This window comes from Paraburkholderia sp. GAS32 (assembly GCF_050434225.1).
Taxonomy (GTDB): domain Bacteria; phylum Pseudomonadota; class Gammaproteobacteria; order Burkholderiales; family Burkholderiaceae; genus Paraburkholderia; species Paraburkholderia madseniana.
Genome location: NZ_JBNPVS010000025.1, coordinates 76912 through 100554, shown reverse-complemented (window position 1 = coordinate 100554; position 23643 = coordinate 76912). Strand labels below are relative to the sequence as shown.

The 23643-nt window shown below is 57.1% G+C and carries 22 protein-coding genes; 13 read left to right on the top strand and 9 right to left on the bottom strand.

The features are described from left to right. Positions 1-603 precede the first annotated feature (603 nt). The 6 genes from P3T25_RS27500 (at position 604) to P3T25_RS27475 (ending at position 6039) form a co-directional block, all read left to right on the top strand. Positions 604-1590 (top strand): hypothetical protein, encoded by a 987-nt coding sequence (locus P3T25_RS27500; RefSeq protein WP_429359836.1) that lies wholly within the window; start codon positions 604-606, stop codon positions 1588-1590. A 692-nt stretch (positions 1591-2282) separates the two neighbouring features. Beyond that, entirely contained in the window at positions 2283-2570 is a 288-nt protein-coding gene (locus tag P3T25_RS27495) for a helix-turn-helix domain-containing protein (protein WP_429359834.1), read from the top strand. Beyond that, complete coding sequence (locus P3T25_RS27490) at positions 2567-2818, top strand: hypothetical protein (protein WP_429359832.1); 252 nt, start codon at positions 2567-2569, stop codon at positions 2816-2818. The genes P3T25_RS27495 and P3T25_RS27490 overlap by 4 nt, the downstream gene beginning before the upstream one ends. Before the next feature lie 10 nt (positions 2819-2828). Continuing rightward, entirely contained in the window at positions 2829-3182 is a 354-nt protein-coding gene (locus P3T25_RS27485; RefSeq protein ID WP_429359830.1) for a hypothetical protein, read from the top strand. 35 nt (positions 3183-3217) lie between these two features. After that, the gene (locus P3T25_RS27480) at positions 3218-4582 is read left to right on the top strand and encodes a DUF3987 domain-containing protein (RefSeq protein ID WP_429359828.1); all 1365 of its coding nucleotides are present in this window, start codon (positions 3218-3220) and stop codon (positions 4580-4582) included. A 218-nt stretch (positions 4583-4800) separates the two neighbouring features. Beyond that, positions 4801-6039 (top strand): hypothetical protein, encoded by a 1239-nt coding sequence (locus tag P3T25_RS27475; protein WP_429359826.1) that lies wholly within the window; start codon positions 4801-4803, stop codon positions 6037-6039. Between the two features lie 159 nt (positions 6040-6198). On the opposite strand, the gene P3T25_RS27470 is transcribed toward P3T25_RS27475, so the two are convergent. Both P3T25_RS27470 and P3T25_RS27465 read right to left on the bottom strand, forming a co-directional pair. Next, the gene (locus tag P3T25_RS27470; protein ID WP_429359824.1) at positions 6199-6417 is read right to left on the bottom strand and encodes a hypothetical protein; all 219 of its coding nucleotides are present in this window, start codon (positions 6415-6417) and stop codon (positions 6199-6201) included. A 223-nt stretch (positions 6418-6640) separates the two neighbouring features. After that, positions 6641-7354, bottom strand: coding sequence for a MobA/MobL family protein (locus P3T25_RS27465; protein ID WP_429359822.1), 714 nt, complete (start codon positions 7352-7354; stop codon positions 6641-6643). A 525-nt stretch (positions 7355-7879) separates the two neighbouring features. Here P3T25_RS27465 and P3T25_RS27460 point away from each other — a divergent pair. Next, positions 7880-8494: a hypothetical protein gene (locus tag P3T25_RS27460; protein ID WP_429359820.1), complete on the top strand. Its 615-nt coding sequence runs from the start codon at positions 7880-7882 to the stop codon at positions 8492-8494. Between the two features lie 4 nt (positions 8495-8498). Here the strand turns inward: P3T25_RS27460 and P3T25_RS27455 are convergent, their stop codons facing one another. After that, entirely contained in the window at positions 8499-8819 is a 321-nt protein-coding gene (locus tag P3T25_RS27455; RefSeq protein ID WP_429359818.1) for a hypothetical protein, read from the bottom strand. 769 nt (positions 8820-9588) lie between these two features. On the opposite strand from P3T25_RS27455, the gene P3T25_RS27450 reads away from it, so the two are divergent. Further along, a complete protein-coding gene (locus P3T25_RS27450; protein WP_429359816.1) occupies positions 9589-10587 on the top strand; it encodes an HNH endonuclease in 999 nt (332 codons plus the stop codon). Positions 10588-10762: 175 nt separating this feature from the next. On the opposite strand, the gene P3T25_RS27445 is transcribed toward P3T25_RS27450, so the two are convergent. Both P3T25_RS27445 and P3T25_RS27440 read right to left on the bottom strand, forming a co-directional pair. Next, the gene (locus P3T25_RS27445) at positions 10763-12535 is read right to left on the bottom strand and encodes a hypothetical protein (RefSeq protein ID WP_429359814.1); all 1773 of its coding nucleotides are present in this window, start codon (positions 12533-12535) and stop codon (positions 10763-10765) included. A 61-nt stretch (positions 12536-12596) separates the two neighbouring features. Next, the gene (locus P3T25_RS27440; protein WP_429359812.1) at positions 12597-14060 is read right to left on the bottom strand and encodes a hypothetical protein; all 1464 of its coding nucleotides are present in this window, start codon (positions 14058-14060) and stop codon (positions 12597-12599) included. Between the two features lie 108 nt (positions 14061-14168). Here P3T25_RS27440 and P3T25_RS27435 point away from each other — a divergent pair, with 108 nt between their 5' ends. The 5 genes from P3T25_RS27435 to P3T25_RS27415 all read left to right on the top strand — a co-directional run bounded on the left by P3T25_RS27435 (position 14169) and on the right by P3T25_RS27415 (position 18144). After that, positions 14169-14306 (top strand): hypothetical protein, encoded by a 138-nt coding sequence (locus P3T25_RS27435; protein ID WP_429359810.1) that lies wholly within the window; start codon positions 14169-14171, stop codon positions 14304-14306. Positions 14307-14465: 159 nt separating this feature from the next. Further along, complete coding sequence (locus tag P3T25_RS27430) at positions 14466-15011, top strand: hypothetical protein (RefSeq protein ID WP_429359808.1); 546 nt, start codon at positions 14466-14468, stop codon at positions 15009-15011. Positions 15012-15121: 110 nt separating this feature from the next. Then, entirely contained in the window at positions 15122-16429 is a 1308-nt protein-coding gene (locus P3T25_RS27425) for a hypothetical protein (protein WP_429359806.1), read from the top strand. A 1-nt stretch (position 16430) separates the two neighbouring features. Then, the gene (locus tag P3T25_RS27420) at positions 16431-17591 is read left to right on the top strand and encodes a helix-turn-helix domain-containing protein (RefSeq protein WP_429359804.1); all 1161 of its coding nucleotides are present in this window, start codon (positions 16431-16433) and stop codon (positions 17589-17591) included. Between the two features lie 37 nt (positions 17592-17628). Continuing rightward, a complete protein-coding gene (locus tag P3T25_RS27415; RefSeq protein WP_429359802.1) occupies positions 17629-18144 on the top strand; it encodes a hypothetical protein in 516 nt (171 codons plus the stop codon). A gap of 528 nt (positions 18145-18672) precedes the next feature. On the opposite strand, the gene P3T25_RS27410 is transcribed toward P3T25_RS27415, so the two are convergent. From P3T25_RS27410 to P3T25_RS27395, 4 genes are all read right to left on the bottom strand, one after another. After that, positions 18673-20790, bottom strand: a complete 2118-nt coding sequence (locus P3T25_RS27410) for a pentapeptide repeat-containing protein (protein ID WP_429359800.1) — start codon at positions 20788-20790, stop codon at positions 18673-18675. Positions 20791-21299: 509 nt separating this feature from the next. Next, positions 21300-21599: a hypothetical protein gene (locus P3T25_RS27405; RefSeq protein ID WP_429359798.1), complete on the bottom strand. Its 300-nt coding sequence runs from the start codon at positions 21597-21599 to the stop codon at positions 21300-21302. A 92-nt stretch (positions 21600-21691) separates the two neighbouring features. Further along, positions 21692-22678 (bottom strand): hypothetical protein, encoded by a 987-nt coding sequence (locus P3T25_RS27400; protein WP_429359796.1) that lies wholly within the window; start codon positions 22676-22678, stop codon positions 21692-21694. Further along, the gene (locus P3T25_RS27395; protein ID WP_429359794.1) at positions 22675-23595 is read right to left on the bottom strand and encodes a phage capsid protein; all 921 of its coding nucleotides are present in this window, start codon (positions 23593-23595) and stop codon (positions 22675-22677) included. Before P3T25_RS27395 ends, P3T25_RS27400 begins: the two co-directional genes overlap by 4 nt. Between the last annotated feature and the right edge of the window lie 48 nt (positions 23596-23643).

Below are 23643 nucleotides of genomic sequence, written 5' to 3'. Positions count from 1 at the left end.
GAGCGAAATTCGCAGTCAAACCTATCGTGCGATGTCCGCCGCATTCTAGCGACAATCGGGTTAAAGCGGCGAACTTCACGGTCATAAGGCGAAGTCATCGGGATGCCTCCCGCCGGCCCACCGCTGAGCGCTGCACTTCGTCTGCATCTTTGATTGTGCGTTTCGCTGAAAACTTTGGCTGCGCTGGCTCGCGGCACGGTGCGGGCATGTCGCGAGGGTGAAGATGGCCTCCTGCGCGCGTGTGTTGTTCCGGGATCTGTTTGCTCGCGTACGCGTCGCGACGGCACCCTTAGGTTCTCTTAAGCGCGTCCGTAAACACCGGGTAGGGAAGTCACGGCATCTAGGAGGTATATGCGGGGTACATCGGTGCCATCTGTCGCAGCACTCTTTGACTCGCGCGGTCTGCGGTCCATAGTGTTTGCCTTGTCTTTGAAACGCTGGCCGTACGCAATAACGCCAGCTCAGCACGGATTGACGAACCGTTGGCACTGCTGTTCGAGATCCAGGCTGTACTCCTTTGCGAGCGACGCTGTCTAAGGTAGATGGCGCGTAATGGCTTGATAGCACCGTTGGTCGGAGCTCAATCAGATTCGGAATTTGACGATGTCATCGAACATTGCTCGATATGAGCGCACAGCGATACCCTTCCTGTTTTTGCCGTCCCAGCCCTATACCTCATTGAACGAAATCATTGACTGGATCGGTCGCCACTACGTCGAAATTCCAGGCGAGATGGCGAAAAAGATTGAGGAGTTCGGCTCGAAGTGGGAGTCTGGGCTCAGCCAGCAGGAACTTCAGAGGGCCATGCTTTTCCCTCCAGAGCCGAAGCTGGCGAATATCTACCGCCGAGGAGTTGCCGCCGGGCAGCTCTTTATGGCTCTGGCCGAATTGGAGGATAGTGATCCAATATGGCAACGAAACTGGCCGGGAACAAACCAGGCGATCCGTCTCCGTCCCGACGAACGCGTTCGGGCGCTGTCCGCGCTGGAGCTGATAGCACAGGACGCCCGCGTTCGCTATTGGGATATTCTGAACGGAGAACTGGAGTTCAATCCGGCCATACGGATTAGTTACCCATCGACTTTCAGTGAAGCTGATCGCCAGTGGCTGGACGCCCTCTGCTTCGAAACCAAAAAAATCTTCGTGTTCCTTGACGCGGATCTTGCTGAAGGGGAAGTGCGTGTTCCGCGGCCACCGACTCAAGCTGACACGGGCGTAAGGAACGAGTCACAACCGGCACCGAGTCGAATCGTTCAACCAACCAAAGAGCGCCGCAATTCACTGGATACTGTGATCGAGGAGGCGATCAGGAGAGCAGGGGGGCGCCTTAAGGTGGCGGATGTTTGGAAATACCTTAAGGAATTGGCCCAAGAAGAAACGCTACCCTTCACGGGGAACGTGTCTGCCGACGGGAAACTGGAGTACAAGCTAGATGAATACAAGCTTGATAAGAATGGAGAAAAGACACTCGTCGACTATCTGTCCCGAGACGGGCTGGACAGCAGACTACGGCGCAGAAGAGAGAAGGCTATTCCGATGAATCCGATGCTAACCGGAGAAATCAAGGGTGCCGTCGGCACATCCGAATAAGTAGCCCGAAGGCATTTCTGCACTGTGGTCCTATCCATCACATGTTTCCGTCTCGTGCCTTGGGGGCTCGCAGGCCGCCCGAGCACGGCTGGATCGATCCAGCCGCAGCAACAAAAATGAGGATCGGCGCCTCAGACTGTCGGGCATCTATGTTGGGCACTCGAGCGTCCGTTCCAGCAAGGGGAACACCGATTCTAGAATGCCTCGAATACTGTTCGGGGTTCGCCGAATTACGCCCGATGGTTGAACTAATTTACTTGCCTAAGCACTTTGGCCCGGCGTCGGGACTCGCGATGCAACGCCGTTGGGTTGATCCACTATGGAACTCCCACATATCGCGCCATCGTCGCCAACCAGCCATACTTCTGCTGGAAGCGCCACACGTCTAATTCACAGCAATAGCTGATATTTCCGACGGCTAGGCCAACGTTCTTGCCGCCTGCCCCGCTGCCGCAGCAGCCGCCTTCTGCACAGACAGCCCGTCTGCGCATCCATGTTTCGGCTGCATCCAGTGCAGTGCCCTGTATGTCCGCATCCGTCGATAACCGTCGCTACTCGTCGGTAAGTGTCGTCGCCCTGTTTTTCAACGCCGTGCAGGATTTTAATTCCCCCGGCGCCATCTTGATCAACGCAGATCTACCAGATGGTTTCGAGAAACATGCCCCAGAACGGGGTTTCTATAGGGGATTCAAGTGACTGCATCGCATGTCGCCGCCGAGATTAATAAAGATCACGGCAAACACATCATCCAGACGCCGGCCGCATCGGCGGCCGTTACGGCGCCGATTCCAGCACAAGCGACTTTCGTCCATGAGTACCTGACGACGGACGAAACCGCGCGCTATCTGCGTTGCGAGTCGCAGACGATCAGAAAATCGCTCTCGCTAAAGGGCACCTTCTGGGGCCTGAAGCCGCGTCGTTTCGGCCGCCGCTGGTATTTCAAAGCCACCGAAGTTCGCGCCATGTTGGAGGCCGCATGAACACTCAAGAAATGGTCGCTGAAATCGAGTCCTTTGCCAAAGAGCCCGTCGAGGAACAGTTTCAGAAGCATCAGTGTTGGCTTGAGGACCAAAAAGCCGCGGAAGCCCATCTGCTAATCAATATCGGGCGTTGGGTCTACGCGTGTGCAACGCTTCTCGATGTGATGCTCGACAATCCGCACGACTGCCGTAAGGTGATGTTGCGCAAGGCTGGCACACGTAAGCGCCGTTTCGGCGTGACGGCGTAAGGAGGTGAGCATGGCTAAACCTACCAATACCGAAAATACGAAGGTTGACATCGAGGCGATCAAAAAAGCTATCCGCGAGCTCGAGTCGCCGAAAGGTAAGCGCGATCGCGAGCGTGCAGCATTGTTCGCTGCGCTGTATCCGGACATTCGCGACCAGCTTAACGCGGACGTTTCGAAGAGCGCGATCATCAAGAAGCTGGTCGACTATGGTGTGTCGATCAGCGGTCCGATGTTCGATGAATTGCTGGCCGACGAAGCGAAACGTCGAGGCGAGCCGGTGCCGGGCAAGGAGGCCGATGACGTGCCCGCTGTCGAGTCAACAAATGCGCCGCAGACTAACGCGAAGGAAGAGGTGGTCACGTAATGAACTTCCCCGTCTACCACGGTGGCGGGGGCTTTATGTCCCCCCAAAACTTTCGCTCAAAGTTCGGCGCGCCGCAGCAGCCGGCGAGCTGTCTGTCGACCGGTCACGGTCATCCGGCGGCCTGGCAGGCGATCAACACCCTCACGCCTAGTCTGTTCCGCGCTGCAAGCGAGCAGCGCACTATTTACGGATCGGTGCAGGAGGCGATTCTGATCAACCTGTTCGGCAATGTATCTTTCGCTGCATCCGGCAATTTCCGCATTCGCGGCCACAACGGCAAAGCGATGCCGCTGACCTTGCACCTCCGGTTTGCCGGCCCGCCATTGAGCGGTAAGTCGGACACCCACGATCGGTTCAACGCCCCCGTCGTCGAGGCGATGAAGGGCTGGAAGAAGCGTTGGCTGTTCGACAACGTGACGCCTGCCACGTTGCTGCGCAAGATTCGTAGCGGTTCAGTTCTTTCGATGCTCAGCATGGCTGAAGGGCGCGGTCATCTCGGCGACCAGGTTAGTGGCCAGCTCAGCCGCTCGTTCCAGGAGTTGAACGATCTGTACGACAGCCACGTGCCGGCGCTTGATCGTGCCGACGACGATGACGACGAGCTGGTCGAGAATGCCCCGGATAGCGCGATCTTTGTTACGTGTGTGAACGTCCAGAACGACAAACATCGCGCATGGCTCGACAAGCATGCTCAAGACGCGAGCGGGTCCGGCTACCTGTATCGACTGCTGATGATGGAGGCCGTCGAGGTCGCAATGGAGGGGGCCGGCAGTCAGCAGCGTGAGGTGGCGCTTCTGGATTACGACCAGCGCATTGTCGAGTTGATCGCGAGCGCGCGGCTCAACCTCGAAGCGACGCCAGCGAGTCAGCTTCCGGTGATCGACGTGCCGCCCGAGGCCGAGAAGGTTCTTCGGCAGGCCCAAGAGCGTTTCGTTCAGATGCCGGGCTCCTTTCTGTCGTCGAACGATGCGCGTGTGTTCGCCGTTCGTCTGGCTGCCAATACGCGACGGATCGCTGGCTGTATGCACGTTTTCGAACGCTGCGAAGGCCCAATATCGGTCGACACGATGACACGGGCGACCACGATCGCGGAATGCTTCTCGGCCCACTGGCTCTCGACGGTGTTTCCACCGAAGGCGACGCCCGATGGCGTGCAGCGCGGACAGCGCCTCCTGGATGCGCTTCACAACTTGGCCCGTCAGTCGGGAAGGTGGACGCCGAGCTGGCGAGAGGCCGATATCGTCACTCTGGCGCCGAACTTCGGCTGGAGCAAGGTGGAAATGAAAGCCGCTATCACGGCGATATGCGGTGCAGGGTTCGCCCAGGTCGTGCCGCGCATTGAAAACGGCCGTCGGGTCATCAAGCTCGAGCTGATCCCGAATTCCGTCCCCACGTTTTAGCCGACGAATTACGCCTACCCGCCGAAGCTCGTCTGATCGTGTCTCCCGGTCCCCGTCCGCCGTCCGGTAGGCGGGGATTTTCGCATGCAGACCGATACGGACAAGCGGCCCCGACACCGATCAACGTACGCTATAACGCCGCCATGAAGCCGCCAAAGCCCCAACATGTTTTCGAGCCGCAGCTTCTCTCCAGACTCGGCCTATACCTGGAGCGCAGTTTGAATTTCCACATTGACAAGGATGGCGCCAAATTCAGCTCGAACGGCCCGGATATCGGGCTTCTCGCACGGCTTGATCACATGGTTTCGCTGTCGCTTGAAACCTCTTTGGCACCCTTTGTTATCGAGGAAGTGATGCGTCCGGCGTGGGTAGTCGCGGAAAATGTTTTTGACCCGCAGAATTCCGCTTGCCTGCCGACCTATTTCAAGAGAGCTTCCCCAAACCGATGGTCCCCCAACACCGAGAAACTGGGGCTTCTTCTCGCGCGTGACTTGCATGCCTTGTGGTCACTTGACCCCGCGAGTCCGGCGGCAAAGCAATTGCTATATGCACCACATCTGCAGCTTCTGGTGGAAATGTTCTTTCGCCATCCTGTTCAAAAATGCCGTGGTCAGAACATCAGCCTCCATTTCCGGAACACCGAACGTCTGGAGGCCGACGTCTACAACGACTTCGTGGCCCAATTCCGCCAGGCGATGCTCGCAAGAAAACTCTTACGGCGGGAACGGCACAACTGGAGTCTGGGTAGTCGAGAGAACGTCGAGAACCTGCGTGCCTATCTTGATGACCTATTCACTCGACACCATAGCTTGACCGTCCTGCATCTGCGTTTGTTCCACGCGAGAGAACGTATCAACCTGATCACGGCACCAGTGGATGAGCAGCATCAAGACCTTCAGGCACTACGAGCGTGCCGTGCGAAGTTCTTCGACCGCATGAGACGGAAGCCGGCGCTGTTCACCGATGCGCCAGGGTACGTATGGGCCGTCCTGCCTTCACTGGAAGGCGGGTATGACTTGCACCTCACTCTGCTAGTCGACACCGCATCTTTGCGGGGTGTACTCGACGACAAAAGAGCGGAAGCCGAACAGATCGGGGCGGCATTGGAGGACTATTCAGATCAGGTCGGCGGGTATTGGGTGACCGGGGGGACGGGAGGCAGGGGCGGCTATATTCGAGGCGATCGGAGCCCCGGGCTTTATGGGCCGGATTGGGTGCATGGAGAGGTTTGTGCCGACGACCCTGTGAGGCGTAAGAAGCTCAGGGAAACGCTCGACTATCTGGCGTTGCGTCGCGTTCTGGTACGCCTAAAAAACGAACCTTCGGGGGCGTATTTCGGCATGCCCGATCGTGAGGCGCGCCCCTCACGCCGACTGGCTAAGAGGGGCGCGCAGGAGCGGGAGAGCAGCGCAGATACTGCGAAGCATACTCGCCAAAACAGCATCCAATACGCCTAACCTATTGATTTTATTGACCCGCTGATTGCGGTGGTTTAGGGGGCGAGCGCGATGCCCCTTCCGGCATTGACCATCAATGTGCGATTCCTGTTTCAGCTTTTTGGGGGATTCTTAAAAGGAACGTTTGCAAGAAAGTCTCGAGGGAATTTGACCGCGGCACTACATGCGCTGCAGAACTTTCACAATGAATTTTTCAGGAAAAATTCGCGAAGATTGCTCGTTAGATTGCGCGATGATCCGCCGCGTGCCGCCACGTAAATTTTCGCTGTCAATCGTCTTGCGAATTCGAGTGAGCCGAAGGCACAGACGCGCGAGGCACTCGCCGCGGTTCACGAGCCTAATGGTCGAGGCATTGTTTTTCTTGTGGCGGCGATGCATCTTCGTCAGTCTCCGATGCTGCGATTCTTCGAAACCGCTTCTGTTTAAGATCTGCGTGCGAACGTGCTTCCTGTCGTGGGCGCGCTGTCTTCGGTCAGACAGCGGAACGTATAAGTGTCAGGAAAGGATGTGAATTTGTCGCGGAGCTTCACCGAGATCGGCAAGCGTGGCCCGCCGTCCTTCTCGCGCACCATCCATGGCATTTGTTGGCAGTATGCCGCCGTTATGCGAGCGGCTGCCTTTGTGCTCGGTACTCTTCGCGATCTTCCGTCGACATCGTGCGAATCCGCGCTTGACCCAAGTGGCGTTCCGGTATCCGGTCGATGCCTTGGTCCTTGAGCGATCGATGATCGACGCGAGCGGTATGGCCGCACTTTTCCAGCGCAGCATTTTGCAGGTCAGCGCATTTTTTTCGCGTGGCGATCAGTTCGTCGCGCAGCTCCATCCGGTTCTTCCCGCCACTGACTTTTTTGCGGCCACCGCGCTCAGGATGTTTCGCGTTGTAGCGCCGGAAGGTCTGTTCAGGTGATCGCTCGATGCCGTCTTCCTCTCGGTCAGAATACATCAGGTGCACGTGTGTGTTCGAGCCGCTTCCAAGCGCAGCATTCGGTGCATGAATCGCATACTGGAACGGCTTGGTGCCTACCAGCCCAGATACGATCTGATCGACCAACTCCTTTTGCTGGTCGCGCGTGAGTTCATCTGGAAGAGCGATTTCGTGTTCGCGGTATACGGCGCCATTGGCACGTTCGTATTTGTCACCAGCCTTCCAGAACGCAGATGCATCTTCCTGTGCCCAGCTCGGCATGTTGCCGTGACCGGAGGCGACCAGATCTTCCTCCCGCTTGCTGTGCTTCCCCTTTCTTGTGATGTACGCGCCGTGATCCGTTGCAGAACCTTTCTTGCCGCTTTTGACGGTGTGATGGAAGCTTGCCATGGTGAAACTACCCTTTCTCTTGCATGGATAAAAAAGCCAGCGAAAACTTGATCGCTGGTCATGTGTGAGATGGCTAAATTGCTGCGCTTTCACGTCTTCTGAGAGAAATGGTAAGTGCGCATCCTAATTCCCCTCTTTACTATCGACTGAGGATGGATATTGTTCAGCTACTACGAAAACTCTTCTCTACCAATGACTGTGACTGCTCATCTCACAACATGACATGCAGAGTAAAAAAATACTCAAGTAGTAGAGACTGACCAACGCCAAGTGACGCACGAAGAGAAGGCGGGTTGTAGACATCGTGTCGATGAGCGTTCAAAGTGAACGCGTCTTCAGACAACTCGAATTATTCGCACGCTAATTGATAGGTCTGCAGAGGGCCTGATGGATTCATGACTTCTTCGATGCTTATGTGGCACGAGAGGTGAGGCATTGTCGAAGGAGTGCTACGTGCGTCCACATCGTCGAGGGCAGTCCTAGCGGCCTTACAATGCGAGGCGTCAAGTCTTCAAGGAGCATTGAATGAGTGATAGCGGAAGCACGTCTACCGACTGGAAGAAACTCTACTACTGGTATCGTCAAAATACCGAAGCGCTACAAGAACAGGTTGAAGCAATTACCGATGATTTGCCAAAGGTAAGAGGCGAGTTTACGGCTGTGAGAGCGCGGGCCGAATCAATGGCCCAAACAGCCGTGCTCATCGAATCTCAAGTCAGGCTAGCTCAGGCTGCATGGAACAAGGCTGAGGACATTGCAAATTCGGTTGGGTTAACCGCCGCGTCATCCGCGACATCAGCGGTGGCCGTGGCGACTAATGAAATGGTGTTGTCGCTGGAACAGGCGACGACGAGTGCCAGGGAAGTCACTGGTGCCCTGAAGAAGACGATTTCATCTAGCCGTGTGATCCTCATCGCATATTTTTTACTGCTGCTCGCCATCCGCATTGGCTGTTCTTACTTGGCTTACAGAAAGGGCGCCAGCGATGAGGCTGCGCGTCATGTCGAGCCGTCGGCGGAACGTCGCGCGCAGCTTATGTTCTACGGCGGTGCACTCGAGAAGATGTTTCAGCAAGGCTCAGCGAAGGACCGGTCGAGACTTGAGCAGTTGTATCACCGCGCAACCACACCTCAGTCGTGAGATTTCAGGGCTCCATGCCACCGCGCTCTATGCCGCGGTCTCGCTCTATTTCAGGAGCATGCTTTTGGATGGCGTGCCTTGGCATCTTTCTGCCCTGTGTGAGCAGGAAAAGGTGTTCCAAACCGCGGAACCGAATCGAATAAAGCTCCGCGGAGCGCAAACCTTCATCTGGGACGTACACATAGACGGAGCCTTCGATCGATTTGAGCGAGTCTGTCGAGCAAGATCCGGCAAGTGTGAAAAGCAAAGCCAGATACTTTTCAAATTGTTCCGCATTTGATCCAACCATTCGGCTTTCGAGGAACATCTCGATGAATTGATCCACATCGACTCGATTCTCCGGAGCCTGAACGTGGACACCCAGTAGCGGGCAGACAGTTCCGGGGTAACTTGCGAGTGCAATTGATTCGACAGCCTCCGTACCGATTCCGGGGAGTGGTTTTGTGATCATCGTTCCCCAGCCTATAAAGTGTGCAGATCGCGCCCAACGGAGCGGATTCTTCTGTCTCTCAACTGTTTTGCAGAGTGCGATGCGTAGTTCTTTTCGCGCTTCCGACCGGAAGGCGGCTTCGTTGGCCTTAAACTCGACGAGGCAGTATCGACCACGTCGTGCGACGATATATCAGCGAGTGCTTTGTCCTGGCTACCGAGTGCTGTTGCACCGAGCGCGTCAGGAACCTGTGATTCTCCCTTGTAGAGCGTCGTAAAGCGCCGGTCGAGCCGCGTAGAAAAACGCGTCATGACGTCGGATTCCAGATCGCGGGGTTCGGTTACGCCACGAACATGCGTCGCCAATTGGCCTCCAAGAGAAGTCGTCAATGTTAGGTGATGAATGGATGATAGTCGAAGGGAGTTCTATACGCTGCCGTCAACTTCTGATGAGGAGACCGCGAACGAATCGGACCTCAGAGGACATGGGGTCGTCACGGGCGCAACGTTTTTCAAGATTGCATGTAAATGCGCCTACGGCATGACTACAGGCTCGTGGAAGGCATTCGGAAAGTCGACTGGGTTGGTCTGGGTTGTGCTTGGCAGCCCACGTCTTTACAGTGTGTCCGACGGATAACAACGCAATAAGCCGAGGGGAAGAGATCGTGGATCGCGCGACTGAAGAGAGCTTTACCCAGTTTTTGCTTGAGAAGGCTCGGGTGGCACAAGACAAAGCTGGGATCGACTACAAGGCGTTTGAACGCCTGCTCAATGTCGACGGCAGCGCGAATGCAGTCGGCCGGTTGATGAGCCGTAGGGACTACACGAAAGGCTTCCTCAAGCTATTAGAAGCAGGTTGCCTGGAGCTAACGGTCGAAGCGCTGGTTGTTGAGAGCGAGTGGCGACAGCACTTCTCACAGTCTTTGCTGGATTTCGCGAGTAAAAAACTGTCCCGAGTAGGCTACATCTGCAAGGAATTTGCGGCGCCCGCGAAAGGTGCGGAGTCTGTCGAGACTGGCGAGCGTCTGTCAGTTGCGACACTTTCCAAGGCTACGCCAGAATTCATTTGGCGAGCGGTGCAAATGTATGATGACGGCTACGTTGACGATGCATATGGCCCGTCATTGGACTACGATTTGATATCCGAGCAAGGAAATCGACTGCCGCCGAAAGCCATATTTGGCCTGGCACTTTCCTTAGCGCTCGACGGCCGACCAATTGAGCCAAAGCACTTCTCAGGCGGCGAGGCGTCGCCGTGTGTCAGACTGCTGCGCGAAGCTGGCTTTGAGGTGATCCCAAAAAACGCGGAAACTCGAGGCGATCAAAATTCGGAGAATGATGAGTCAACTTTCGAAGAAGGTCGCGTGCGACTGCGTCTACACAGGACGCGAGAAAGAGCGCAAGTGTCGAAGGCCAAGAAGGCACAGTTTCTTCGGCTGCACGGAAAGTTGACGTGCGAGAGATGTGGCTGTGACCCCGTCGCCGCGTATGGCACAGCGGACGCGGAAGCGTGTATCGAGGTGCACCATGCGGCTACGCAGATGAGTGAAATGAAAGACGGCCACAAGACGAAGCTCGAAGACCTTCAGTGCCTATGCGCAAACTGTCATCGGCTGGTGCATCGGGAGTTGGCGGCGGAGAAGCGGTTCGGCAATGCTCAATGATTTGTGCCCGGCGATGGGCACTCGGAATGCTGTTTGCCCGTGGCAGTCCCAATATAAAAGAGAGGCGCGACGCGCTAGCGTAGCTGGACCACTGACACGCCACATTGTTGGACAAAAAAGCGGCATTTCCGAAACTGGAAGTGCCGTTTTTTGTTTCGGTGATCGTTGTGCTGTCTTATGCACCCGAGATCGGGTCTCGTGTTGCGACGACCGAATTATGCGTCTTGCGGAACCACTCCTCTGGTGCGAAGTCCGTGGAGGGCAATTGTTCCTCTGCGCCGCCGATGGCAACCGCCAGTTGCGGATACACGCTTCTCATCGCGTCGGTCGCGCGTTCCATCCAGTCGGGCATGGCCTCAACTGGAACGCGCGAGATTTTCCTGCCTTTCACCTCGATCACGCCGTGTGCGAGATCCTGGATCATCGGTAAGCGCGAACTGCCGCCAGTGAGAATGACTTGTAGCTTCACCGGATCGCGAGCCAGGTAGTCAAGATAGCTATCGTTCACGTCGCTCAGCGCATCGACGAAGCCTTTCTGCAGCAATTTGGCGAACGACTGTACCCGAAAATCATTGCAGAACTCTTCGCGTGTAAAGGAGCCGACGGTTCGGTCAGCCAGCGTGTACTCGAGCGTTCCCGTCGTGAACAGGAGCTCCTTGAGAACGCGAATGCGCCGGCGCAAGTCCGCTTCGATCATCGCGCCGTGCGTGCTCTTGGAATCGAATCCTTCCCGCTGCCCGATGAACGCCTGCAAACACTGGTCGATCTTGTCTCCTGCCTGACCAGATCCTTTGATCGATGGCGCGACTTGGACCACCTTCGGCTCATCTATATCTTGGTTGCGGAGCGCGAGGAACAAGCCGAAGTCGGTGGTGCCGGCGCCCGCGTCGACGACCATATACGCGTCGATGCGATTCTCGCTGCTCTCGATCGCCGTCGCTGCGACTGCGACCGGTTCCGGCACGCCGTCACCGATGAGAAACTCCGGACGCTGCTCAAGCTTTCTTACTGCATCGATAGCCGACTTGAGGCATCGGATATCGATGCCGCCCGCCCATTGCCCGTGAAATGTGTCGGCAAGGATCTGCGCCTCGGACAACAGGCGTCGCATCAGTGTGTCGACCCAAGCTGCCTGTTGCGCGTCGCGGCCACAGGGACGCGCATAGCGGCGCTTCATGAACCGTCCAAGCGGGGCCCCTTCAACTGACAGTGTCGAGAGTTGCGTTGTGGCAATGTCCGTGAAATACGCCAGATAGATACGCAGGAAGTCACCTTGCGTCAACCTGGTGGGGCCGGGATTGAGCGCTTCGGAAAGAAGCATGGTGTCGATACTGACTTGGTCCGCGAAGCTGAGCCAGCTCTTGATGGAGTCGAGACGCTGGCGACCGGCTTCCACCATGCTTTCGCTACGATCGATCGCTTCGAAGCCGAAATAGACTTTGCCGTCGTCGACGAAGATCGACGAGGGAAGCGTGAATCCTTCGCTCCCCACTGCTCGTCCCAATTCCAGTCCGAAGTGCATGCGTCCCTTCGTAGCGCATGCCTTCGACGATGCCGTGCCGAAGTCCAGACACAGCAGATACCCGGGGTCGCTTGGTGCATCGGTATTTAAGGCGTCGAGCACGAGTTCCACGGTCCCAAGCTTTTCGAGTTCCGGCGGTTCGATCGATGGTTTCAACCCTGCGGAAGAGTCGATCGCGTCGGGGTCGCGAATTCCGGGCTCAACGTCCAGTTCTTCGGCTGCTGCCTCCTCCGCTTGCCTAACCACCTTGGCGACATCGGCGGACGCTACCTTAGCGACTTCCGCGGAAGCAGACGAATACCCGGTCAGGGCGCGAAGCGCGACCTTCAACGCTTCCTTCTCTACCTCCGACACTGAGCCGACCGTGCCGTGCTCGACCCGGTCGATCAAACTCGAAATCAAGTAATACGCAATCTTCTCGTCCATTTTTTCTGGTCTCCGTCACGCATACCCACATTAGTTTTCGACGCGTCTTGCTCGATAGGTCCTATTGGACAAGTCCTTTCAAGATTACGTCCCTGATATCCCCGTTTTCGCGAATCCGAACGACTGCAGGCTGCGTCACAGTCATTCGGCTTCGCGGCGTCGCACCGACGACTTCAAAAAATTTTGGCGCGACATCGATTTCCTCACCTCGATTCCCGTACAGGCTGATCCCGCGCAACCTGGCCACCTGTTCAATTTCCACTGCGGAAGCGTTCACCGTGTCAAGTAGCGCCCGCGTGGCACCCGCCAGATTCGGCTCATAGATCTCCAGTCCCGACAAAAGCGGTTCGCCAAGACCAGCCGCCATTGCTCGCGCCTCGCGCACGGTTTGCAGCGCCAATCCGATGCTCGCGTCCGCGTTGCTTGCCGCCATTTCTTCGGCAGCATGACTTGAAAGCGTCGAATCCGTGTCCCGCTCGCGTGAAAGCCATTTGCGTACAGATTCGTCGAGCTCGATATGCCGGTCCGCCAGTGATTTGGATATCGCCCGCGCGCGTTCTGGGTATTTACACAGAATGTCAAGTTGATCGAGAAGTGACTGATCGCGCCGCCCTTGGCGGCCGAGCAGGATCAGCGCCTCAGAGACGTCCGTGATAAGTTTGCTGAGTGCGCCGGCAAGCTCGTCCGGCCAACTGCTCGAACGCCAGAAGCGCTTGCACAACCTCACGACCTGATACGTGGTTGCGTCTGCGACCACGGAGAACCGCGTGCGGACGATGTCGTGCAGCGCCAGAAGCGTCTCGCGTACCAGTTCGATCTTTGCTTTCTCGTCGTCCGGCCGGCCTGATGCGGAGAACGCGCCTTCCACGATGGTATTTAGCGCGGCACCGATTTCCGTGCCTGCCTCGAGGTCAAGTTCGGGCAAACAGGCGCGCAAGGCGCTAAGCGTCCGCGTGAGCCGGCGCGCCACGGTATTCGCGGGAGAATCGGTCGAGGGCCGCAGCATTTTGAAGCGCGCCGCGAGTTTCGCGACCGCTGCGGCGAGCGTATCGCAGCGAACCAAAAGCGCCGCCATGAGTTCGGCGCGCGCCTTTTCGCCCTGCTCCTCCTCGACGATCGATGTCGCCAGATAATCCACGAGCCAGTCGCGCTGGAACTGCGACAAGGCGCGCGCGAGGTTCAGGCGATCGTCCGCCTCGTCGAGCAGGCTGATCGGCGGCAGTTCGGACACGAACGCCTGTTCCAGTGCGGCCGTGATTTCCGGTTGCCAACGCTTGACGACCTGACCCAGTCGCATGATTTCGGCGATGGCCAACAGGCGAAGACGTGGCGTTTCGTGAGACACGGCATCTATGAGCGTGCGACGTTTGCCCTCGATAATTTCCGGTGCATCGGCGAACTTCGGCAGGAATTTTCCAGAGATCAGCGCCGTTAACGCGATTTGTCGAGTCTCCGGAGACCGCGCCTGTGCGAACTCCTGCAGGTGCTTCCGATGTTCCTCAGGGACTTGATCGCTACCGGGCATGGCATGACAACCTAATTAAAAATGTGACGCAGATTGTTCCCCGCGGACGATCCATAGTCAATCGCGGCGATGACGGCGAAATGGGATGCACCGAGAGCAAAGTGATGTATGCGTGATCGGCTGCCGATGAAAGAGCCGAAAGAGCCGAAAGAGCCGAAAGAGCCGAAAGAGCCGAAAGAGCCGAAAGAGCCGAAAGAGCCGAAAGAGCCGAAAGAGCCAACTGCAGGCGTAAGTCGCTCTGCTTGACGCAACGTCAATTCTCCCGGTGCTCCCATCGCACTCCGCTGACGACGGTCCACAATTTCCTAACCCGATTTGACAATGTCGAAAGTTAATATAAAAATAAATTGACATTGTCACGATGTGGCCTATGATGTACCTATCCGAATCGGGCGGAGAGTGTGGATGCGTGATGATCTGCATACGACTGTAGCGTTGCGGCCGCATTGGCGGAAAGCCGTGCGAGCTGTGGAATTGCCAGACAAGGCCGAGGCTGTGCTTGAAATCCATCGAGCTTCGTGCCGCGAATGGGAGGATGGTGTGCGCTCGACTTGGTTCGCGGAGCTCGCGTTCAAGGTAGAAGAAGCGCGCGGGGATCTCTTCGGTATCGATAGCGTTCTCGCCGTCGTGGACGACTTCGAGCAAAGCGCCAGCTCGCCGCTTGAGAGAAACGTCTGCGAGGTTGCTCGCCAGGTAGCCTATGGCGGTCCTATGGATAAGTTGGAGGGCGTGGTCCGTGCAGCTGTGGTTAGCGACTGCGCCCGTCACGGAATTGAGCACTGCGCATTGAGTGTCGCTGATGAGTTTGGTGAGATGCAGAGTTTTCAATTGCGTCGCGCCATGGCCAAGCTTGCCGCCGACATCGACTTCACCTCGGAGCCAGCCCCCCGCATGCGGAAGAAGCTAGATAAGGGCCAGATGCTAGGTCTGTCTCTAGATATAAACCTATGAATCGCCAAGCCACTTCTCCTGCCGGTTCGCCCTCAGCCCGCTTCCGTGTTACGGACAGGCGTGTTGCGGACAGGCGCGCACGCAAGCCTCCTAAAGTCCACTTGGTTCGCTTGGGCGACGACATCAAGGTGCGCCCAGATCGCCTCTCCGCGTATTGCTTCCGGCAATCGGACGGGCTCGCTCACGACCTGATGACGTTGATTGGTGCGGTCAAGTATGCTGACCGAAAGCTTATGCGACACCATGCGAAGGGCTGGGGGCGTCGTTTGCACATTGAGCTTCCCGTTTTCGAGCGAGACCTTTGGCTGCAGCAAGCGGTTCAAGACTCGCTCGTGCATTGTCTAAATTATTTGACCGGAGATAACTGGTCGTTTGCTTTTACGGAGCGAACGGGCGCCCCCCCAACGTTGGAGCAGTCGCCGTTAACTGACATATCGCTCGGTAACAGAGAGTTACTCTTCGTTCCCTTCAGCCACGGTTTGGACTCTTACGGACAGGTCCGGTTGTGGCAACTGAGACAACCGGGTACAGAAGTGGTTTGTGTTTATGCCGATGCCCGCGCTTCGGGCTTGGCTCATGGCAACGAGTTGAAACGCAAGGCATCTGAAGGCATCCAGTACGTGCGAGTTCCCGTTTCGGTAAAACCGATGCGGCGCGGAGAGCCCAGCTTCAGGTCTCGCCCGTTTATGTTCTATCTCCTCGCTAGTTTCGGCGCGATCGAGTCGGGAGCAAACAAGGTCATGATTCCCGAGAACGGTCAAGGCAGCATTGGCGGATCGTTGGTGATGACCGGGCACGAGGCGAAACACCGGAGCTGCTATCCCGGCTTCACCACCAAACTTTCTCGCTTCATTGAAGCATTGACGGGGAAGCAGGTCGAGTTCTATCATCCGGCGCTTTTCGAAACGAAGGGCGGTGTTTTGCGTGCGCTGTCGGATGCTGGCGAAAACGTGCGAGCAGTCTTGGAGAGGCACTGGTCGTGCTCATGCGATGCGCGGCTCACGTCCCGCGACGGACAAATGTTCCACTGTGGCGTGTGCGGAAACTGTCTTCTTAGGCGCTCTGCGGAACACTCCGTAAATCTCGACGGCGCGACCGAGTACCTCTTTGAAGACTTGACCGCAGTCACGCTCGAATCAGCGCTGCGGCCGGGGGATGGTGCGGTCAAGATGAAATTTTTCTCTGACCTTGCGAGAAACGGTGCTAGAGACATGCAACGTCTCGCCGATTTGGCTTCGGCATCGGGTCACAACGCCGCTCAAGCTACCGCCGTTGATTTAGCCCGGTTCGTTGACGGTGGCATCGAAAGTACGACAAACGGCTTGATCAGTTTGTTGAATTGTCACGCGGCAGAGTGGAGTGCATTCCTCTCTGCGTGCGGCGGAAACTCATGGATTTCACGAACTGCGAGGGGATAGCATGGCTATCGAATTGAAGGTCCGTCCCGAGGTCTTAGGGCCGAGACTGAAAAGCGCCCGCTCGCTAGCAAAGTTGACGCAGGAAGCGGTGGCGCAGAACCTTGGATTCGCGCGTACGACTGTGGTCGCCATCGAGAACGGAAAGCGATCGATTTCGTCCGATGAGCTGCGAGCATTTGCGGAGTTGTATGCCGTGTCGGAGAGCGAGCTTCTCGCTGATGGCACGCCAAGTTTGGACATGGAGTTGAAGTTTCGGTCTCACTCGAGCAGTGATGACGCCGATAGCACTGCCGCGCATTTGCTTCTGAACAAGCTTGCCGCAGCGTCGGTGGAGCTCGAAGCCATGCTCGACCGACCGATGCTGCAGCCAGACTTGCCAGTCATCTCTATTTCTAAGTCTGGGCCTGTCGAGCAGCAGGCGGAAGACGTCGCACTCGCTACTCGACAACGCCTAGGCATCGGCTTTGGTCCAATACCTGACCTCATATCTCTTGTCGAGCTAGACATGGGGTTGCGCGTATTCGAGCGCGGCCTTCCCCCGCGGATTAGCGGAGCTTTCGCCTACGATGAATCAGTTGGGGGATTCATCGTCGTGAACGCAGTTCACCCCGCTGCACGCAGACGCCTCACTATCGCGCATGAGCTTTGTCATGCTCTGTTGAGACGTTCCGGTGTGGTCATTCATACTCTTGAAAGTGATTCAGGCGACAGGGAAGAAAGGTTCTGCGATGCGTTCGCGCGAGCGTTGCTTATGCCCGCAATGACGGTCCGAAAGAAGGCGGCCGAACTGCGCGATGCTGCGGGCCAGTTCTCCGTCCGACAGCTACTTGCAATGGCCGTTTATTTCCATACTTCTATTGAAGCGATGACGCGTCGTCTCGAAGGGTTGGGCCTTTTGCCGAAAGGCACCTATGAGGCACTGAAGGCGAAGGGACTAGGAACGCAGCACCTTGAAGAGGTACGGCGCGAGCTGGACGAGCCGGAAACCTCTAACCGTTTTACCCCGCGGACCATGCTACTGGCTGCAGAGGCATTCGAAAAGGGCTTGTTATCAGAGCAGCAGATTGCGAAAAAGCTGCAACTGGACTTGGGTTCTGTGCGAGATGTACTAGAGCATGTGGTTCCGGAAGGCGAAGGGGACGAGCTTGAGCTTACCATCTAGTGAATTTCCGGGCGGACCGTTGGTACTGGACGCAAGTGTGCTATTCAATATTCTCGGAACGGGGATACCCAAAGAGCTACTGCAGGCTCTAGGCGTTCCATGTTGGGTGGAGGAGCGCACCGCGGCCGAGGTTCGACGCATGCCGGGGCAGCGAACCGAGAGTGCTCCTCTGCAACCACTGTTCGACGATGGATCATTGAAACTCTGCCGGATGTCAGAACGGGCGTACGAAACGTACCTCTCATTGCTAAGCGGCTCGTCGACAGAAACCCTGGATGATGGCGAAAGCGCAGCTATCGCCATGGCAGTGGAAGGTTTAGGGAGCGTGGTTCTAGATGACAAGAAAGCAAGACGGATATTGGCCGCGCGATTTCCGAGGGCTGCATCAGGAACTTCTCTGTCACTGATGATTGAAGCCGCACGCCGCGCTCCTTGGAGCGACGAGAAGTTGCGCGATGCCGTCACCGCGGCTCGCGATGTTTCGAGAATGGCGGTTGTTTTGCAAGAGCGCGCGCTATTTACCGAATTATTCGCGGTTGCCAGTCAGGGGTGACTTCTTCGATCAAATGAATCGCCACTGTGTTGAGTCGCTAGCAAGCATGATTGACTTCACAACCGCGCGCCCATTCGATGTCCGGAGGGTGAAGTAGTGCTCGCAACACTCAGCGTGGACGCGGATCGAAGTCGCCTCGCGTAGCGACTATTCGCTAAGGGCCGTTGATCTATCGGTGAGCTTCGCCCCATGAGCATCAGGTGCATTCTTCAGGCTGTGTTCGTAGCTGACGCGGTAATCCATGACTGTCCTGACCTTGGAGGGCGATCCTTCTGTGCGGGATTTTATCAGCGCGCGACGCAGGACCCGCATAATGGTCTGTCGCTATGCCCTGGAATGGTCGGAACAAGCAGGAAGCGGGGTATTCGTATTTCGCGGTTGACTTCGACTTGTGCCGTCCAATGGACCGTCCTACGGCAGGGTCCGGGGCGCCGCGTTGCGCGTATTATCCGGCGTCTCATACAGTCTGTACTTTCGACCGCACTTTTACTTGCCGTTGGCAACAGCTACCGTGAGAACGCCAATCAGTCACCTCTGCCGCTTGGCCATTTGGTTGGGTATTGCGCCTACACTTTGCTCCCGGATCTGACGGAGCTCACCTCTTTTGGCTGCTGATAGGCCCTGAGCGCCGGGACAGTGCTTCTCGTCGAGAAGCGAATCGATTAGCGCGAGCTTCGCCGGACTAAGTTGAGGCTCATCGATAGTGTATTCCCAGAGTCGATCGAGAACTCCGAGAAGCGGATAGGGCGCACCTTCGACCGCGCAAGCGGTAGCACGCAACTGCGACATGAGCCCCTTCTCGAATACAGTCTTTGCAGGGGACGATCTCTCGAATCCTATCCACGCAGCGGTTATCCGTTTTTCTTCATTTAACGGTGTTTCGGGATTGAGTCTCTGCATAATTCGCTGAAGCGCATTGACCCGAAGTTCGCCTGCGGGGACATCTTCCGCAAGCCGGCGCATTAGTGAATGAAAAGTTTCTGGCGAGTAGACCACAAATGTGCATTTTTCTTTCGCGGTTGTGTTCCCGCACACGTCCTTGGGCCCAGTCTCAGGAGCGGACACAATCGTGTCTTTAGCGGAGACCCCAAGAATGTCTGCTCGCCAAACGAACGCTCTTAGAAATGAAGAGTACTGAATTTTAGCGTCAGAGAGTACTGCTCCTTGCAGTTGCGTCCCTTCGAATGACGATTCGCTGAGATCTGCCTCTGAGAGTACAGCTCCCCGAAGATCAGCGTTGTCAAGCGTCGTGGCTTGAAGATAAGCTCCGCCAAGATATGCTCCTAACAAGTTAGCGCCGGCAAGCGATGCCCCTTGAAGATGAGCCACTGTTAGAGATGCGGCGGCAAGTTGTGCTCCAACCAGGTTTGCGTTTTCTAGATGTGCCCCCACAAGAACAGCGCCCTCGAGATGAGTGCATTCGAAGTCCTTAGTTTGCAACTGTGCACGTGTACATCCGAAGTTTGCGCCCCGCAGGTCGGAGTCGGTAAGCAACGCGCCCTGCAATTTTGCCGCAGTAAAGTCCACCTTCCTCAAGTTAGCGTCAATAAGAACAGCGCCTTGTAGGTGGCGAGCGCGCAATGACAGCGTTTCTGTCGCGTCCATCGTCTTCGCCTCAGTATCAAATTTAGAACGATCAAGCACATCAATTCCCGGAAGTACGAGCCGATTAGACCAGAGGCTAACTGGCCTGCGTGTCCGCAAATCAACATCCCCGGCAACCAAGAATTTATGAGGGGAGATAAAGTGCCATTGCCCGCCGTTTGCGTCCCTCAATGGAATTATGTCGATCGTAGGTATGCGGTCTTCAAGCCACTCGCCGGGAAACGTGGCAATCGCGAAGGCGAAGATAACAGCAGTAAGACTTACGCAGGAAAGGAGTATAAAGGTGCCGTTTTTGACATTGGACGAGGGTGCCTGATTTCCTCGCCAGAAGGTCGGCCACAAAATCCAAAGTAACCCGACATCCGCAATCACAATGATTCGTTGCCACCACACAACCGCATCATCTTGATAGGGCAGAAATTGAAGTTGGAAAAATATGAGTAATCCAAGCGGTCCGACGCAGAGACTCGAAAGTGCGATAAGTCCCAGAGTTAAGCCAATCAGACCATGCTGGAGTTCACGCGGGCCTGCGAGCAGTTGAACGAAAATACTACTCGGCAATTGCCCACGGAGTCGTTCTCTCTGACTATCGTCGCCGACCTGCGAATGAAGTTCGATAGCGAACGCGCCAACTTTGGTCGCCAGCAAAACAAGGTGCAGCAACAGGTAAGTATGTACGGCAATAAAAATTGCTGGTGCTAAGGTGAAAAAACCAACGAGAGGAAGGTCGACGTTAAGGAATGGTAGTTTTACCGGTCGCTCGAAGAAAAGGTCGCGGTGCGTCACACTGCCAGCCGCAATAGCTAGATAAAAGAATGTGAAGATATAGCTTAACCATAGCCCGCCCGCAACGCTCGCTGCATCAGCAACCGCATCCCTAAGCGCTTCAAGATCGGACGCCTTTGCTGCAAAATCAGGCCGGGGCTTTAACGCGGGGTTTCGCTCGGCACCTTCGTCGGTGGCATCGGCCGTCGCAGCGGCATTGACGCCACTGTCCGCCCGCGGCGGGTTATTTCCCTTCGGTTCTGTCTCGTTCGTCATATAAGAACCGTGGATCGCCCAGGATTCGTAAAGACTATACCGATGGAACTCCCAATGCCATAGTAGGGAGGCGCATTCGAGATAGACCTTTGGATACACGGCTAAGACGGACAGTTAGACTGCAGCGGATGTACGCGAGAGACCGTTAGGCCGGCAAAGCCGCCGTTCCCCCGATGGGGCGCCGAACGGCTATATGGGGTCGACTCCAGTCCTAGGCTTCACTCGCGAGCGGGCATCCGTTGAGCACGGGGACCATGCGGAGCGAATGACAGCGATGGCCGAAGTTTGGCAGTTCAACGCAATGCCGTTGAACGTCGCTTGGCCGTTCTGAGACGCTTTCGTTTTCACTTACGCTCCACGGTATGCATTGCACCGCATGGGACGAAATTATCTGGAAACGTGCAAAAAAATCTCGAACCAGGGTGAGCGAGCGCCCGAAGGCGCTCGCTCTTTAACGAAATGAACACGGGCCCTCGCAAACTGGCGAGGACGCTTTTGCCATCAGCACGTCAGTAATCGTCGGGCAGCAGGATGGTCGTCGCCGACCTGTCCCATTCCGTGATGAGCCACACCCGTCGACCGTTCGGTAGCGCGTAGCTCGATAGGATGCGTAAGCCGGCCGTCAGGGCAAGTTCATTTTGTTGGCGATCACTCTCTGGAATATCGCCCCAGTCACCGCGTATGTGTCGGAGCAGCGGGTCGAAGAGGGAAATGCCCGCGCTCTGCAACGCCTTCAGCGCCGCGGGTGTGACGAAGATCTTCCCGGGCTTCAGACGCGGGCGAGCGAGGTGGATGGACGGCAGATTCATGATGGTTTTCTCCAGTGGATAGACGTGCGTCCGCCTCCGACGGGAATCGGATACACGGGATTTAAGGGAAAGAATCCAGGCGGGCGCCTGGCTTACGAGGGTTGGGAGAGCTCGTTCAGCTGCTTGCGCAAGGCTGCCGCGCGGGCCTGCGAGCAGCCCTTGTGGCGGCGGATATCGGCAACGGTTGCGCGCACGTGACCTGCTGCGACATCCCGGGCGAGTTTCATGACTTCGATTTCCGGCGTCTCTCGGGGAACTGGAGACGCGACAGTCTCTGTACCGGGTTCGCTAACCGACACGCGACCAGGCGCGACGCTGACGTGACTGACCGTTACCGGATCTATCACCTCCGGCGTGACTGCCCCCCTGATTCGTGACTGAAGCGCGACCGTCCAGAGTAGAGCGGCAACTCCTTCGAGTATCGCGGCGTACGCGAGTCCCGAGATCAGATCGATGCGAGTCACGTTTGTGCCGAGTGACGCCGCCAGTCGCGTTGTGACTGGATCGGCCGTTAGCGTGTCCCGTCGTTCCTCTGCCCGGTCATCCGCCGTCCGACTTCGCCTGACGTCGTCGGCCTCAGCGTTCAGCGCATCGAGCTGTGCCGCCAGCGATGCCCGACGGATCAGTAACGTTGAACAGTCATGCGAGCAATGCCGGGTATTGGCGAAAGCCAGCGCGCCCGTCACCCTCGCCCGTTCCGTCATGATCGCCGTGAGACTGTGATGAGACGAACCCGAAAGCGTCGTGACCGTCGGCGTGACTGATGCCGCTCGGTCTTCACCTGCGTGCTGCTGCGCCAGCAGGAAAAACGTCGCGTGACCGTAGCAAGCCGCCCCCATACACGCGATCCACAAGCAGCTAGCCACCCAGCGAACCGGTCGTCGAGCTGAGCGGGTAAGGGCAGGGAGGAGGTGGGCGGCGCTCGCCATTACGATACCGATTGCCACCCACACCAGGCGCTCGGACAGTCGCCCACCGCGTTGCCAGCCCGCAAGCACCGACATGCAGATGGCGGTTCCGGTGGCCCCGCTTGCGAGCACGATTGACCAGCGCGACGGCGCAACGCCACGCGTACTCATGCGGCGGCTCCCCCAAGGAGCGCTGCTTTCCGGTCGAGCTTGTCGCGCAGCGTCGGCCGATCGTTTCCGGTCTGGCCTTGCTCTGTCTGAGCCTTGACGCTCGATCCATCCGGTTCGCCCTCCGGGTAGAACTCTTCGGCGACGGCCGCACCGTCCTCCGGACTGTCCTCGAAAGCGCCGTTGGCAAAACCGGTTCGCGCTGCGGCATCCAGCGCCGTCTGATCGAAACCGGCAGCCTTGCGGCGCGCATCGAGTTCGCGTGCGTGCGTGATCGTCTCCTCGAGCGTGGCGCCGCCGCGCACCCCGAGGTCCACGTAGTAGATGGCAGACCGGTAACTCTGCGTTGTGGACTTGCCGCGCAGCTTCAACTCCAGCGGCAGACACGCGAGCAGATTGCCTGACACGGCGCTGAAGTAATGAAGCCGTGCGGCAAGCGTGCGAATCGAGTTGAACGAGGTTGTGCGAAAGACGAACGACCCAAGTTCATCCTCGTCGCCGATCGTGACGTTCAGCCGACCATATGGCTTGCAGTTGCCCGCCTGCCCGAATGCGCAGCCGTCTGGCGACGGACACGGCAGCGCTTCAATGCCTGCGTCGCCCGCGCGTCTACACGTCTCGCCATTGCCGACGCATACGGGTCGCCCGGTATCGCGGTCGAACAGCGAATACTCGGCGCGCAGGTTCAGATTGGGATCGTTAAACAGGAAACGCACGGGAATCGCGCGAAGCTTGCCAGAGGTGACTTTGCGCAACGACTCGTTCAGCGGATGCAGCACCCATTCGCCGCGCTGCTGAACCTGGGTCGTCAGAGTAAATTGATCGTCCTTCTCGGGCAGGCGTTTACCGTTCTTTTCGACGACACGGCCAATGGAAATGCGACCGATCACGGGTGGCGTGATTGAGAGGCCCTTGAGCATGGTGGTTCTCCTGTAGATTAGGGAAACGGACAACGGAAAGAGAAACTG

Excerpts from the sequence above, each read along its gene's own strand:
- P3T25_RS27500 (WP_429359836.1), top strand. The coding sequence starts at position 604 with ATGTCATCGAACATTGCTCGATATGAGCGCACAGCGATACCCTTCCTG.
- P3T25_RS27490 (WP_429359832.1), top strand. The coding sequence starts at position 2,567 with ATGAACACTCAAGAAATGGTCGCTGAAATCGAGTCCTTTGCCAAAGAG.
- P3T25_RS27485 (WP_429359830.1), top strand. The coding sequence starts at position 2,829 with ATGGCTAAACCTACCAATACCGAAAATACGAAGGTTGACATCGAGGCG.
- P3T25_RS27480 (WP_429359828.1), top strand. The coding sequence starts at position 3,218 with ATGTCCCCCCAAAACTTTCGCTCAAAGTTCGGCGCGCCGCAGCAGCCG.
- P3T25_RS27470 (WP_429359824.1), bottom strand. The coding sequence starts at position 6,417 with ATGCATCGCCGCCACAAGAAAAACAATGCCTCGACCATTAGGCTCGTG.
- P3T25_RS27465 (WP_429359822.1), bottom strand. The coding sequence starts at position 7,354 with ATGGCAAGCTTCCATCACACCGTCAAAAGCGGCAAGAAAGGTTCTGCA.
- P3T25_RS27460 (WP_429359820.1), top strand. The coding sequence starts at position 7,880 with ATGAGTGATAGCGGAAGCACGTCTACCGACTGGAAGAAACTCTACTAC.
- P3T25_RS27445 (WP_429359814.1), bottom strand. The coding sequence starts at position 12,535 with ATGGACGAGAAGATTGCGTATTACTTGATTTCGAGTTTGATCGACCGG.
- P3T25_RS27440 (WP_429359812.1), bottom strand. The coding sequence starts at position 14,060 with ATGCCCGGTAGCGATCAAGTCCCTGAGGAACATCGGAAGCACCTGCAG.
- P3T25_RS27435 (WP_429359810.1), top strand. The coding sequence starts at position 14,169 with ATGCGTGATCGGCTGCCGATGAAAGAGCCGAAAGAGCCGAAAGAGCCG.
- P3T25_RS27430 (WP_429359808.1), top strand. The coding sequence starts at position 14,466 with ATGCGTGATGATCTGCATACGACTGTAGCGTTGCGGCCGCATTGGCGG.
- P3T25_RS27420 (WP_429359804.1), top strand. The coding sequence starts at position 16,431 with ATGGCTATCGAATTGAAGGTCCGTCCCGAGGTCTTAGGGCCGAGACTG.
- P3T25_RS27410 (WP_429359800.1), bottom strand. The coding sequence starts at position 20,790 with ATGACGAACGAGACAGAACCGAAGGGAAATAACCCGCCGCGGGCGGAC.
- P3T25_RS27405 (WP_429359798.1), bottom strand. The coding sequence starts at position 21,599 with ATGAATCTGCCGTCCATCCACCTCGCTCGCCCGCGTCTGAAGCCCGGG.
- P3T25_RS27400 (WP_429359796.1), bottom strand. The coding sequence starts at position 22,678 with ATGAGTACGCGTGGCGTTGCGCCGTCGCGCTGGTCAATCGTGCTCGCA.
- P3T25_RS27395 (WP_429359794.1), bottom strand. The coding sequence starts at position 23,595 with ATGCTCAAGGGCCTCTCAATCACGCCACCCGTGATCGGTCGCATTTCC.